This is a genomic window from Raineyella sp. W15-4 (assembly GCF_033170155.1).
GTDB lineage: Bacteria > Actinomycetota > Actinomycetes > Propionibacteriales > Propionibacteriaceae > Raineyella.
The window spans coordinates 2,751,803-2,764,643 of sequence record NZ_CP137079.1; the positions used below are offsets into that span (position 1 = coordinate 2,751,803).

The 12,841-nt window shown below is 70.6% G+C and carries 12 protein-coding genes and 1 tRNA gene; 1 reads left to right on the top strand and 12 read right to left on the bottom strand.

The features are described 5' to 3' along the window. Positions 1 to 89 precede the first annotated feature (89 nt). The 12 genes from R0145_RS12895 to R0145_RS12945 all read right to left on the bottom strand — a co-directional run bounded on the left by R0145_RS12895 (position 90) and on the right by R0145_RS12945 (position 11,690). Positions 90 to 692, bottom strand: coding sequence for a 50S ribosomal protein L25/general stress protein Ctc (locus R0145_RS12895; protein ID WP_317837264.1), 603 nt, complete (start codon positions 690 to 692; stop codon positions 90 to 92). Positions 693 to 1,057: 365 nt separating this feature from the next. Next, the gene (locus tag R0145_RS12900) at positions 1,058 to 2,026 is read right to left on the bottom strand and encodes a ribose-phosphate diphosphokinase (protein ID WP_317837265.1); all 969 of its coding nucleotides are present in this window, start codon (positions 2,024 to 2,026) and stop codon (positions 1,058 to 1,060) included. A gap of 112 nt (positions 2,027 to 2,138) precedes the next feature. Then, entirely contained in the window at positions 2,139 to 3,551 is a 1,413-nt protein-coding gene (glmU, locus tag R0145_RS12905) for a bifunctional UDP-N-acetylglucosamine diphosphorylase/glucosamine-1-phosphate N-acetyltransferase GlmU (protein WP_317837267.1), read from the bottom strand. 122 nt (positions 3,552 to 3,673) lie between these two features. Then, entirely contained in the window at positions 3,674 to 5,254 is a 1,581-nt protein-coding gene (locus R0145_RS12910) for a N,N-dimethylformamidase beta subunit family domain-containing protein (protein ID WP_317837268.1), read from the bottom strand. Positions 5,255 to 5,318: 64 nt separating this feature from the next. Continuing rightward, a complete protein-coding gene (locus R0145_RS12915; protein ID WP_317837269.1) occupies positions 5,319 to 5,894 on the bottom strand; it encodes an NADPH-dependent F420 reductase in 576 nt (191 codons plus the stop codon). Between the two features lie 168 nt (positions 5,895 to 6,062). After that, positions 6,063 to 7,061 (bottom strand): hypothetical protein, encoded by a 999-nt coding sequence (locus R0145_RS12920; RefSeq protein WP_317837270.1) that lies wholly within the window; start codon positions 7,059 to 7,061, stop codon positions 6,063 to 6,065. Beyond that, positions 7,058 to 7,210, bottom strand: a complete 153-nt coding sequence (locus tag R0145_RS18455; RefSeq protein WP_411742046.1) for a DUF5615 family PIN-like protein — start codon at positions 7,208 to 7,210, stop codon at positions 7,058 to 7,060. Before R0145_RS18455 ends, R0145_RS12920 begins: the two co-directional genes overlap by 4 nt. Beyond that, entirely contained in the window at positions 7,207 to 7,437 is a 231-nt protein-coding gene (locus R0145_RS12925; protein WP_317837271.1) for a DUF433 domain-containing protein, read from the bottom strand. The genes R0145_RS18455 and R0145_RS12925 overlap by 4 nt, the downstream gene beginning before the upstream one ends. 200 nt (positions 7,438 to 7,637) lie before the next feature. Beyond that, positions 7,638 to 7,716 (bottom strand) — tRNA-Gln (locus tag R0145_RS12930). A 95-nt stretch (positions 7,717 to 7,811) separates the two neighbouring features. Then, positions 7,812 to 8,864: an LLM class flavin-dependent oxidoreductase gene (locus R0145_RS12935; RefSeq protein ID WP_317837272.1), complete on the bottom strand. Its 1,053-nt coding sequence runs from the start codon at positions 8,862 to 8,864 to the stop codon at positions 7,812 to 7,814. A 59-nt stretch (positions 8,865 to 8,923) separates the two neighbouring features. Then, a complete protein-coding gene (locus tag R0145_RS12940) occupies positions 8,924 to 10,309 on the bottom strand; it encodes an MFS transporter (protein WP_317837273.1) in 1,386 nt (461 codons plus the stop codon). Between the two features lie 4 nt (positions 10,310 to 10,313). Continuing rightward, positions 10,314 to 11,690, bottom strand: a complete 1,377-nt coding sequence (locus tag R0145_RS12945; RefSeq protein WP_317837274.1) for an LLM class flavin-dependent oxidoreductase — start codon at positions 11,688 to 11,690, stop codon at positions 10,314 to 10,316. 186 nt (positions 11,691 to 11,876) lie between these two features. Between R0145_RS12945 and cysK the strand changes: the two genes are divergently transcribed. Then, complete coding sequence (gene cysK, locus R0145_RS12950) at positions 11,877 to 12,824, top strand: cysteine synthase A (RefSeq protein ID WP_317837275.1); 948 nt, start codon at positions 11,877 to 11,879, stop codon at positions 12,822 to 12,824. Positions 12,825 to 12,841: the final 17 nt, after the last annotated feature.

The following is a 12,841-nucleotide window of genomic DNA, read 5'->3' on the forward strand; positions in this document are numbered from 1 at the left end:
CGGGCGATGTCGATCGCCGCGATGTCAGGCAGTCCCGATATCTGTCGTCTCGAGGTCGGTCGCCCGACCAAGCGTGCCGTCCGCGAGGGTCACTCGGCGGCAGGAGCCTCCGCAGTGGCCTCCTCGGTGGCCTCGGCCGGCTCGGCCTCGACCTCCTCGTGGGACACCGACACGATGGTCTCGTCGAGATCACCGACGAAGGTGACGCCCTGCGGGAGCGCGAGGTCCTTGGCGGACACCTGCGCGCCCGCCTCGAGGCCCTCGACGCTGACCTCGATGTCCTCCGGGATGTGGGTGACCGGAGCCTCAAGGGTGATGGTGTTGCGGTCGAGGACCACGGTGGTACCGGGGGCGGCGTCGCCGGTGACGAGCACCGCGACCTCGACGACGACCTTCTCGCCGGCCCGCACGGCCAGCAGGTCGACGTGGATCAGGTCGCCCCTGATCGGGTCACGCTGGATCTGCTTGACCAGCGCCAGGCGCGGGGTGGACTCGCCCACGACGTTGAGCTCGAGCAGGGCGTTGTCGGTGCGCAGCGCGAGCATCGCCTCGTGCCCCGGCAGGGTCAGGTGCAGCGGGTCCATGCCGTGGCCGTAGAGGACGGCGGGGACGAGGTGGGCCCGACGGGTGCGGCGCGCAGCGCCCTTGCCGAACTCGTCGCGGACCTGGACGGAGAGGGTGGCGTCAGCCATGGTGACCTCCTGGTGTCGGGCCGTCACGCGGGCGGCCGGGATGCTGGATCTGCCGCCCGGGCCGGGACGTACGCATCCACCGGCAGCCGCGCCCACGGAGGACGGCGGCACACCACGTCGATCACGTTCGGCGTACCTGGGTACGCCTCCCCTCGCCGAGGCAACCCGGGCATGCTATCACGCGAGCAGGGTCGGGCCCGCGTGACGGAATCTGCCTGGAACGCCGGGTCCGGGACCCGGAACGCAGCCGGCCCCGGCCGACGGGTCGACCGGGGCCTCACGCCGCGGACGCCGACACCCCGAGGAGCGGTGCCGGCGTCCGGAGCGTCAGCCGAACAGCATGGCGTCAGCCGAACAGCATGGCGTCAGCGGAACAGCTTGGTGACCGAGCCGTCCTCGAACACCTCGTGGATGGCCTGGGCCAGCATCGGGGCGATGGACAGCACGGTCAGCTTGTCCACCGGTACTTCGGTGCGGATCGGCAGGGTGTTGCAGACGATGACCTCTTCGAAGGCCGAGTCGTTGAGCCGCTGGGCGGCCGGGCCGGACAACACCGGGTGGGTGGTGGCGGCGATCACCTTCTTGGCGCCGCGCTGCTTCAGCGCCTCGGCGGCCAGACAGATCGTCCCGGCGGTGTCGATCATGTCGTCGACCAGCAGGCACACCCGGCCCTCGACGTCACCGACCACCTCGTGCACGGCCACGGTGTTGGCGATGCTGGGATCACGCCGCTTGTGGATGATCGCCAGCCGGCTGCCGAGCCGATCGGTCCACATGTCCGCCAGGCGCACCCGACCGGCATCGGGGGACACCACCGTCATCTCGTCAGTGTCGTACTTCCCCTTGACGTACTCGGCGAGCACCGGCAGCCCCCACAGGTGGTCGACCGGGCCGTCGAAGAAGCCCTGGATCTGCGCGGCATGCAGGTCGATCGACATGATCCGGTCGGCACCCGCGGTCCGGAACAGGTCGGCGACCAGCCGCGCCGAGATCGGCTCGCGACCCAGATGCTTCTTGTCCTGGCGGGCGTACGGGTAGAACGGCACGACCACGGTGATGCGCTTGGCGGAGGCCCGCTTGAGCGCGTCGATCATGATGAGCTGCTCCATCAGCGACTCGTTCACCGGCGCGGCGTGGGACTGGATCACGAAGGCGTCCGAGCCGCGGACCGACTCCAGGTACTGGACGTAGATCTCGGAGTTGGCGTACGTCACATGCCGGGTGGGCACCAGCTCGGTGTCCATCAGTCGGGCGATCTCCTGTGCGAGCTCGGGATAGGCCCGGCCGGAGAAGAGCATCAGATGCTTCTCGGTCGGCAGCTTCAAACCACTCACGTGCTGGTCTCCTCGGAGTTGTCGGGGGTGCCGGCCCCTGTCGTGTCGGTCGCCGCGCTGGGCCCACGGCGAACGCGCCGACAGTGGCGCTGCCGGCGCGGGGTGTCGATCCTCAGTCGAGACCGGAGCCACCGGCGCCGGCGGCACCCTGCGTGGTGCCGGTGGTGCCCCTCTGCGTGGTCACGTCCTCGGTGACGGTCGATCCGGCGGCGACGTATGCCCCGTCGGAGACCGTGACGGGGGCGACCAGCACGCTGTGGGCACCGATGAAGGCACCGGCACCAACACGCGTCGTGTGCTTGGTCACCCCGTCATCGTTCGCGACGATGGTACCGGCACACAGCGTGGCCCCGGCGCCGATCTCGACATCCGCCGCGTACGCCTGGTGGGCGATATGGGCGCCGTCGCCGATCACCGCACGCTTCGTCTCGACGAAGGCGCCCAGCCGGACGTCCGCACCGAGCTCGGTGCCCGGGCGCAGGTAGGCGAACGGACCCACCTGACCACGCGGGCCGACGGTGGCGAGCAACCCCTGGGAGCGGGTGATCGTCGCCTCCTCGCCGACCTCGACGTCCTTGAGGCTGGTATCCGGGCCGATCACCGCACCGGCCGCGATCGAGGTCGCGCCGAGCAGGCTGGTGCCGGGCAACAGGGTGACGTCGGCGGCGATGTCGACCGAGTCCTCGATCCAGGTGGTCGCCGGGTCGACCACGGTGACGCCGGCGAGCATCCACTTCTCGCCGATCCGCCGGTTCATCTCCGCGCCCATCCGGGCCAGCTGCAGCCGGTTGTTGACCCCCTCGGTCTGCCACAGGTCCTCGGTGACGTACGCCCCCACCCGCCGGCCGACGGCGTTGGCGTGGGCGATCACGTCGGTGAGGTAGAGCTCGCCCTGGGCGTTGTCGGTGCCGAGGCTGGCCAGCCCGTCGTGCAGGATGTCGGCGTCGAAGACGTAGATGCCCGAGTTGATCTCGTCGATCGCCCGCTCGGCCGCCGAGGCGTCCTTGTGCTCGACGATCCGGGCGATGCCCGCGTCGCCGCCGCGGACGATCCGGCCGTAGCCGGTGGGATCGGGCACGTGCGCGGTCAGCACGGTGATCGCGTCGCCGGAGCGCCGGTGGTCCTCGACCATCGCGGACAGGGTCTCCCCGCTCAGCAGCGGGACGTCACCGTACGTGACGACGACGACGCCACCGATCTCCCCCAGTGGCGCCAGCCCGCACATCACTGCGTGGCCGGTGCCCTTCTGTTCCTCCTGGACCGCGGTCAGCACGGCCGGGGCGACCTCCCGCAGGTGCCCTTCGACCTGCTCGCGCTGGTGCCCCACGACGACCACCAGGTGCTCCGGGTCGACCTGTTCGGCGGCGTCGACCGCCCAGGAGAGCATCGAGCGCCCGGCGACCTCGTGCAGCACCTTGGCACGGGAGGACTTCATCCGGGTGCCGGCACCGGCGGCGAGCACCACGACAGCGGCCACACCTCCACCCGCCGTTCCGTTCGTCGTCACGTCGTCACTCGCGGTCACCGTCGTCTCCTTCGGCAGGGGGCTCTTGAGCGGGCACGCCCCGACGTACTCGGGTCCGGGACGGACCGGACGGTCACCCCGGGGCGTGTTCTCACCCTATCGCGGAGCACCCGTACCGCCGGCTACTTGTCGACCGGACCGCCCGTTCCGGTCGACGTGGACGACGGGGCGTTGAGCCCGGCCAGGTTCGGGGTGGTCTGCACCCCACCGCGCCCGTTGCCCCGCGCCATCTGACGGAACGCGTTCTCCATCACCCGTCGGACGAAGGCGACGGAGGCGTCGGTGATGGTGTACTTCGCGTTCGGGCCGTTGAGCACCTTGACCCACATCATCGAGCCGGTCGCCCAGACGCCCGCCGTGCCCCCGGTCGCCGTACCCACCGAGTAATACGTCATGTCCGAGTACGTGTGCTTCGAGGTGCCGCAGGTGACCGGGGAGTGCGCGACGACGACGAGCGAGTCGGGGCTGCCCGGGATCGGATAGGCCCGGTCGATCTCGATGCCCACCACCCCGGGGACCCGGTCGCCCTGCTTCACTCCGGTACCGGCGAAGAGGGGGAAGTCGGGCTGCTGGATCACCAGGTCCCCGTACGCGGGGAAGCACTCGTAGAGCATGCCGGTCAGCGAGTTCTCCGGATCGGGGTAGGGCTGGGAACGCCACCTGACGGTGGTGTCGACCGCGTTCTTCTTAGGGTCCGCCCCGGCATCCTTGTGGCCGACCACCACTCGGCGATCGCCGGTCGGGCTGTCCTCGAGGCGGACCCGCCAGTAGACGGCGTTGGCGCCGAGGAAGGCCAGCGACGTCCCGGTGTCGCGGGCCTTCTCCACGGCCGTACGCTCCGCGACGGTCCAGTACTCGTCGTGGCCCATGCTGACCATCCCGGAGGCGCCCTGCAGCAGGTCCGGCTCGCGGTCGAGGTCCACCGACGTGACGTACGCCAGATCGACGCCGAGACCCTCCGCGAGCTGGATCGCCGCGAGCTCGTCACCGAAGAACTGCTGAGCCCCGTTGCCCTTCTGCGGGCGATCGAAGCTTACCCGGGTCCCGCGGCCGTTGCCCGGCCCGTCGTAGAGCGAGTAGCCGCCCCAGTCGTTGTACGCCTGGTCGGTGATGACGGCGTTGACGATCACCAGCCGCCCCGCGGTCGACCGGCTGCGCACGGTGATCGGGACGTAGCGGGACCTGCCGCCGGCGGTGAGCTTGAGCAGGTAGGAGCCCTCGGGCCAGCCGGCGGTGGCGATGTCGGCGGTTCTCGCCCACTTCGCGACGACCATGTGGTCGGCCTCGATCACCGGATCCGGTTGTCTGACCCCCGCGATCGGCTGAGGGGACTGCCAGACCAGGCGGGCACCGGCGCCGCCGTACGACCCGATCCGGTAGGCGGCGACGGTGACGTCGCCCAGGGTGGAGGTGACGTAGAGGCCGAACGTGTCGCCGGAAAGCACCGAGGTGTGGTCGGCGTAGCCGCACAGTTCGGCGTCGGAGGCGACGGCGGAGTCCGGGATGCGCCAGTCTCCGGTGCCCGGCTTGGCGTTCTCGGCGACCGTCCATGGCTGGGTGGACGCCGCCGAGGCCGGCGCGGTGCGCACGTCGTTCGGTGCGCTGCCGGGGGCGCCACAGGCGGCGGTGACGAGCAGGCCGGCGAGCAGCAGGCAGCAGATCGCCGCGGCAGAGGTGCCGCGCCGGCCGGATCGGGATCCCATGGGCGGGAGACTAGTGCGGCCCGGGGCAGCGGGGACGGCGTCGGGGTGACGAGGACCGGCCGGCTCAGGCCACGATCCCGAAACCGCCGGTCCAGGAGATCTTCTCGCCAGCAGCCAGCGTGATCTGCAGGAAGCCGATCGCCTCCAGTTCCCGCGCTCGCCGCAACGAACCGGCGTCGATCGCCTTGAGCCCACCGGCGGTGACCACGCCGGCAAGAGCGGCCTTGGCATCCGCATCATCACCGGCGATGAGCACCGTCGTGGTGAGCGGCCCGACAGCTCCGGCCGCCAGCGTGCCGGCGAAGGTGGTGTTGAACGCCTTGAGCACCCGTGCGGCCGGCAGCTTCGCGGCGAGCAGGGCGGCGGCCGAGGAGTCGGCCGGAACGGTGAGAGAGTCGAAAGTCTCGAAGTTCAACGGGTTGGTGATGTCGACCACGATCCTGCCGTCGAACTGGCCGGGACGCTGGGCGAGCACCTGGTCGACCGCCGGGTAGGGCACGGCGAGCACGACAATGTCACCACGGACCGGGGTGGCGGCGTCAGTCTCGCCGAACAGCTCCAGTTCGTTGCCGCCCCTGGTGACAACGCTTGCGATGGCCTGGCCCATATTGCCGGTGCCGATGATCGAGATGAGTGCCATGACAACCTCCTGTATTTGTCGTGCTTGGCGCCCAACCTACCCACAGTTAGTTTATGTTTCAAGTAAATGTTCGGCCGATGGACCCGCGCGCGAGGCCAGAAACAGACGTCCGGCGATCACGGCGCCGAGCGATCGCCGGACCCGGTGATCATGGGTCCGGTCTACCGGTCAGCTGGTGAAGCCGGCGTGGACGTGGTCGTGGTGGGTGTCGTCGGTGAAGAATGCCGAGCCGGACAGGGCGTACGGTCCGCCGACGTTGTACGAGCCCGCCTTCGCGGCGTCGCGCATGTACGCGGTGACCAACGACTGCGGGGTCGCCGCGTCGATCACGGCCCGGTCCTCGATCCGCCAGGTGTCGAACGCCCGGCCGCGCGGATGGTCGCTGAGCCTGGTGGTGCCGAAGACGTAGGTGGGGTGCCCGGACCGGACCACGCTGACCCCGATCCGGTAGGTCTGCGCCAGCGTCAGCAGGGCGTCCAACACGGAATCGTGCACCTGCCCGGAGGCGATGTCGGCTGCCGAGGCCGGTGGCAGGTCGATCCGGTCGGAGGACAGCACCTCCGTGGCCAGTGCCGACAGGGTGACCGCCGGCCCGGGGTCGGAGGGATGGATCTCGGTGACCCGCCAGGTCGGCGAGGCCTGGACGAGGCGTACGTCGTAGGTGGCCCCGCCGGCGGTGACCGCCCCGGCGGCGTCCCGGGTCCAGGCCCGGGTCACCACCAGCACGCTCGCCGAGGTGGCGAGGATGCCGCCGTACTGGGCGAAGATCACCTGGAGGGCCGACGCGTCGGCTCCCGACACGACCGGGCCGGCCGCGGCGACCAGGCCGGGGTCCTGGCCCAGCGCACCGACCCGGGCCCGGGCGGCGTCCGCGCCGGACTGGCCGGGTCCCCAGTCGCCGAGCGCCTCGACGAGCCGGGTGGCGGCGAGCTTGACCGCCGGCTGTACGTCGCGCGGGTTCGCCGCCCAGGTCGTGGCGGACGGCAGCGGGGTCGGACTCGGCGTGGCCGAGGAGGGGCCGACGGTGGGCGTCATCCCCGAGGCAGATGTCGTACCGGCGGCGCCACCACCGCCCGACCGAACACCGCAGGCGGACAGCAGCACGCCGGTGCCGGCGAGGAGAAAGGCACGCCGCCCGAGAGCGAGCCGGTCCTGAGGAGCGCTCATGCACCCCAGTGTGCGTCGGGCAAGTCCAGGACAACCGCGTCGGTCGCGACAGCCAACCCCAGGTCACGCACGTGCTCGACGTCGTGACCCGCTGCGGTCAGCAACTCCACGAGCCTTACAGACAGATTGTTGTCGAGCAGGAGCCTCATGCGGCTGGGGTCACGGGTATGTGCCGCTCCTGAACGAGATCGGCGGCGAATCGCAGGGACGCCGCAATGTCCTCGGCGGTCAGGTCCGGCAGGTCCGCGACGATCTCCGCGACGCTCATTCCGTCGGCCACCATCGCCACCACCGTGGACACCGGAATGCGCAGGCCTCGGACGGTCGGCACTCCGCCCATGACCGCCGGGTCCACTGTGATGCGGGATGGGTCCATGGCTCCAGCGTACGACGGCGCCGGCCCCAAGGTGCCTGCCTGGGTGCGTTGCGGCAGACTCCCGCTCGTCTGGAACAGATATCAGGCTGATTGCGCGATCTCCGGCACGGTGTGGCCTCGAACCTCTCTCAAGGTGGCAATGACGATGTCGAGGTCCAAGGCGTCTCGGTCAGATCTCCGGAAGTGGTCAGGTGAAACAGCTCCCCGGGCAGGAGTCGAACCTGCGTCGCTTGTCCTGATTCAAAGTCAGGCGGGCCCTGCCGACAGACCAACCGGGGAATGGTGCGAACCCAGGCAACTATACGGGACGGCGGCAGCGTGCACGGATGTCTCGGCGGCCGGCATCGCCCGCACCGGAGGCCGGCCGGACCGCCCTATCCAGTCGTCGCAGCCCGGTGCCAGCCCAGCAGCGGCGCCAGGTGCTCGGCGATATCGGTGAGGATCTGGACGTAGTCCTCGGGCGCGAAGTCGAAGGGCAGCGCGAAGGCGACCTCGTCGACCAGGCGGAACGCCGCCGACGCCTGCAGCCGCTCGGCGATCTCGGCCGACGTACCGACCAGATCGGGGGCGAAGAGCAGCTGCGCCGGTCCCTGGGGCCGGAGCGTCCGCGGCAGCCGTTCCGCCCCGTACGCGTGGTAGCGCGCGGCCTGCTCACGGGTCGCCGAGTCGGTCGGCACGACGACCAGCCCCTGGGAGACACGCGCCGCGTCGCCCCGAGGATGGTGGGCACGGAAGGTCCGGATCTGCCCAGCCTGGATGGCGTCGAAGTCGGCCGGGGCATCGGCGTCGCCGGCCTTGACCACGCTGCTGGTGAGCAGGTTCATCGCATGCTCCCCCGCCCACCGGGCCGAGCGCAGGCTGCCCGCCCCGTACCACAGGCGCTCCCGCAGCCCCGGCGCGTGTGGCTGGACATGGTCGCTGAACTCCTCGACGATGCTCGCCCGGCCGGAGAAGCTGCTCACCGGACGGCCCTCGATGGCCCACAGCAGCCGATCAACCCTGGCGTAGGTGAAGTCCTCCCGGTCGAAGGAGTCCGGATAGAGGAACTCCTTGACGTCGTCGTAGCGCATCGGCGGCCCGACGCTCACCCCCGGGTTGAGCCGGCCGACACTCAGCAGGTCGACGGTGGCGAGGTCCTCGGCGAGCCGCAGCGGGTTCTCCAGGCCGACCGGGATGACGGCGGTGCCCAGCTCGATCCGGGAGGTCCGCTGCGACGCCGCAGCGAGCACGGCGACCGGTGAGGAGATGCCGTGCTGGAGGTGGCGCTGGCGGACCCAGGCGGAGTCGTAGCCGAGCCGCTCACCGAGCTCGATCATCGCCAGGGTGGCCTCGTGGCCCGCGGCGGGCCGGTCCTCCTCGAACGTGCCGAGGGTGAGGAACCCCAGCCTGCGCAGGGGACGCGGCCGGGTGCCGGCTGCTGCTGTCATCGTCCTTCGACCTCCGTCATCCTTCGACCTCCATCCGTCCGGCGCGGTTCGCGCTGATGCTATCCATCGCCTAGCCACGGCTCCGCTTCGATGTCGCGGCGGCGCAGCCGGTAGCCACGGAAGACGACCAGGCTGATCAACACCAGCAGCGCGGGGATGATGCTCAGCCCGAGGACGATCGCCACCACGGCCGAGGCCGGCTGGGTCACCGCCACCCCGGCCGAGGCCTGATAGCCGCCGACCTGCAGCAGCACCGACAGCAGCACGGCCCCGAAGGCCAGCCCGGCGGTCTCGCCACCGGTCCACACGCCGGTGAACACCCCGGCCAGATCGCGATGCTGGCGCCGGGTCTCGTACGCCACCACGTCGGGCAGGATCGACAGCGGCAGGGACTGCAGCCCGGCGTACGCCACTCCGGCCACCGCCACCGGCACGTACAGCCAGGGGCCTGGCAGCCAAACCAGCACGATCATGCTGGCGGTGGCCGCAGCGAACAGGCCACCGGCCAGGTACACCAGCGGCTCCTTGCCGTAGCGGTCGGCCAGCCGACCCCAGACGGGGGTGACCAGCAGCGCCGGGCCGATCAGCGCCAGGAAGATCCAGGTGAGGGCGCTCTCCCGGTGCAGCACCCAGGTGGCCACATACTGCCCCACGGCCAGCAGCAGACCGGAGGCGATGGCCTTCAGGACGAAGGAGAGGAAGAGGGCCCGGAACGGCCGGCTGCTGGAGAAGGCCCGCCAGCCCTGGCGATAGGCCTCCACCGGACCGATCGAGGAGCGTACGGGCCGGTCTCCCCCGGGCGTCGTGGGCCGGGCTGTGGCGGCCTGGCCGGCGATCCACATCGAGGCGCCCATCAGCAGCGCCGAGGCGACTGCCATCACCAGGTAGCCGACGGCGACGTCATCGAACTGCTGACGGATCGCCGGGGCGACACCGCCGAAGAGCAGGATCGCGACCGTGAGCATCACGATCCGCCAGGTCAACAACCGGGTCCGCTCGGTGTAGCGGTCGGTGATCTCGGCGGCCAGTGCCAGGTAAGGAATCTGGAACAGGCTGAACGAGGTCGCCGCGAGGACGAAGGCCGCGGTCACCCAGGCTCCGGCCAGCCATCCCGGCAGGCTGCGATCGACGGCGAAGGTGAGCACGAAGAAGATCGGGATGGTGACCGCTCCCAGCCTCATCAACGGGCGCCGCGAGCCGTGCAGTGCGGTCGACCGGTCGCTGATCGAGCCGATCACCGGATCGATGACCACGTCCCAGACCTTGGCGACGGCCACCACCACCCCGGCCGCCAGCGCGGCGATGCCGACGACATCGGTGAGGTAGTACAGCAGCACCAAGCCGGGCAGGGTGTTGAAACCGCCGGTGCCGATCGACCCGATCGCGTACTGGGTCACTGTCCGGCGGGACAGCGCCGGAGCCACGTCGGTGTCGGTGGTGCTCACTGGTCTACTCCCCCGGAGCTGCCAGTGCCGCGGGCACCGCACGGTGCCAGTGCACCTCCGGCCGGGCCAGACCGTAGTGCTCGCGCAGCGTCGACCCGGTGTAGGCGGTGCGGAACAGGCCGCGTTCCTGCAGGATCGGCACGACCTTGTCGACGAAGTCGGTCAGTCCGTCGGGGTGGACGGGCGGCATGATGTTGAACCCGTCGGCCGCCCCGGAGGTGAACCACTGCTCGATCACGTCCGCCACCTGCACCGGGGTGCCGGTCACCACCAGGTGCCCGCGGGCCCCGGCGAAGAATCCCAGCAGCTCCAGCAGGGTCGGCGATGTCGCCCGGATCCAGTCCCGCAGCACGGTCCGGCGGCTCACCGTGTTGTCCGACTCGTCCCCCTGGACGGCGAAGATCTCCACCGGGACCCGGTCGTCCGGCTCCAGGGCCGCGAGCGCCTGCGGATCGACCTGGGCGTACTCGGCGATGTAGGCCTCCCCGTACCGGCGATTGATGTGGCTGTGCAGCTCGCGGGCCACCTCCCTGGCCGCTGCAGCGGTGTCACCGATGTACGGGCTCAACCCGGGCAGCACCTTGATGTCCCGGCCGTCACGGCCGAAGCCGGCAGCCCGGCTCCGGACGTCGGCGGCGAAGGCGAGGGCCTGCTGCTGGTCCTGCTGCGCGGTGAAGATCACCTCGGCGAAACGGGCGGCGAAGTCCCGGCCGGTGGTGGAGGAGCCGGCTTGCACGTAGACCGGGCGCCCCTGTGGGGATCGGGGCAGATTGAGCGCCCCAGACACGCTGACCTCCGCACCGGAGAAGTCGGCCGGTCGGATGTGGCTGATGTCGGCGTAGACACCACTCGGCCGGTCCGCCCGGAACGCCGCGTCGTCCCAGCTGTCCCACAGCTGGGTGATCGCCTCGACGTACTCGGTGGCCCGCGCATACCGCCGGGCCGGATCGGGGTGCTCGGGTCGGCCGAAGTGGCCGGCGGCCTGGGGCCAGGCGGTGGTGACGATGTTCCAGCCCGCACGTCCCTTCGACAGGTGATCCAGGGTCGACAGCTGACGGGCCAGGTTGTACGGCTCGGTGTAGGTCGTGGACGCCGTCGCGACCAAGCCGATGCGACGGGTCGCGGTGGCCAGCGCCGACAGCAGCGAGATCGGCTCCAGGGCGTGCAGCGCGCTGAACCGGACCTGCCGGTCGTCGTAGACGGGCGCATCGGCCAGGAAGATCGCGTCCAGCAGACCCCGCTCCGCGGTCGTCGCCAGCTCGGTCCAGTAGTCGAGGTCGGTCAGGCGATCCGCCCCCGAGGACGGGTGGCGCCACGCGGCCTCATGGTGGCCCGCGTAGTAGAGGAACGCATTGAGGTGGAGCTGGCGGCTGGCGGTCACAGGCAATCCAATCCCTGCTGAAATAGTAGGCTTTTATCAGTGTAGGCATCCCCCATCCCGCCGTACGACAGCGTTCCGAACATCTCGCTCGGCCCTCACAGTTTCACGGATGTGATGGGTAGGATCACCCCAGCTTCTGCATCCGACATGCAGATCCGTATCCGACGTGTAGAAAGGTCCACCACCGTGGCACCCGTCCATGACAACCTCACCGAACTGGTCGGCGCCACCCCGCTGGTGCACCTCGGCCGTCTCATCCCCGAGGGTCGCGTGCTCGGCAAGCTGGAGTCGCTCAACCCCGGCGGCAGCGTGAAGGACCGCGCCGCGCTGGCGATGATCCGGGCCGCGGAGGCCGACGGTCGCCTCGCCCCCGGTGGCACCATCCTGGAGGCCACCAGTGGCAACACCGGGATCGCACTGGCCTGGATCGGCACCGCCGCCGGCTACCGGGTGGTGCTGGTGATCCCGGAGGACCAGTCGCTGGAGCGCCGGGCCCTGGTCCGCGCCCTGGGCGCCGAGCTCGTCCTCACCCCTGCCGCGGACGGCATGGCGGGTGCCAACCGGCGGGCCGGCGAGATCCTGGCCGCAACACCCGGCGCCTGGCTCGTCGGCCAGGGCGGCAACCCGGCCAACTTGGAGGCGCATTACCGCACCACCGGGCCGGAGATCTGGGCCGATACCGAGGGTGAGGTCGACATCTTCGTCGGCACCACCGGAACCGGCGGCACGGTGACCGGGGCGGGGCGCTACCTCAAGGAGCAGAAGCCGGACCTGCAGGTGGTCGCGGTCGAACCGGCGGAGGCGCCGGTGTACAACGGTGGGGACTGGCAGCCGCACCGCATCCAGGGCATCATCGGCGGTGCGTCGGTGCCGCCGATCACGGATCTCGAGCTGTTCGACGAGGTGATCGACATCCCGGAGGAGGAGGCCCTCGAGGTCGCCCGGGAGGCGATGCGCACCGAGGGACTGATCGCCGGGATCAGCGCCGGCGCCGCGCTGGCCGCGGCCCGGCGGCTGGCCGCGCGGCCGGAGAACGCCGGCAAGACAATCGTGGCAGTGCTGCCCGACACCGGCGAGCGCTACATCTCCACCGATCTGTTCGCGCCGTTCCGGACAGCTGACGAAGCGGACTGACCGCCGAGGACAAGCCG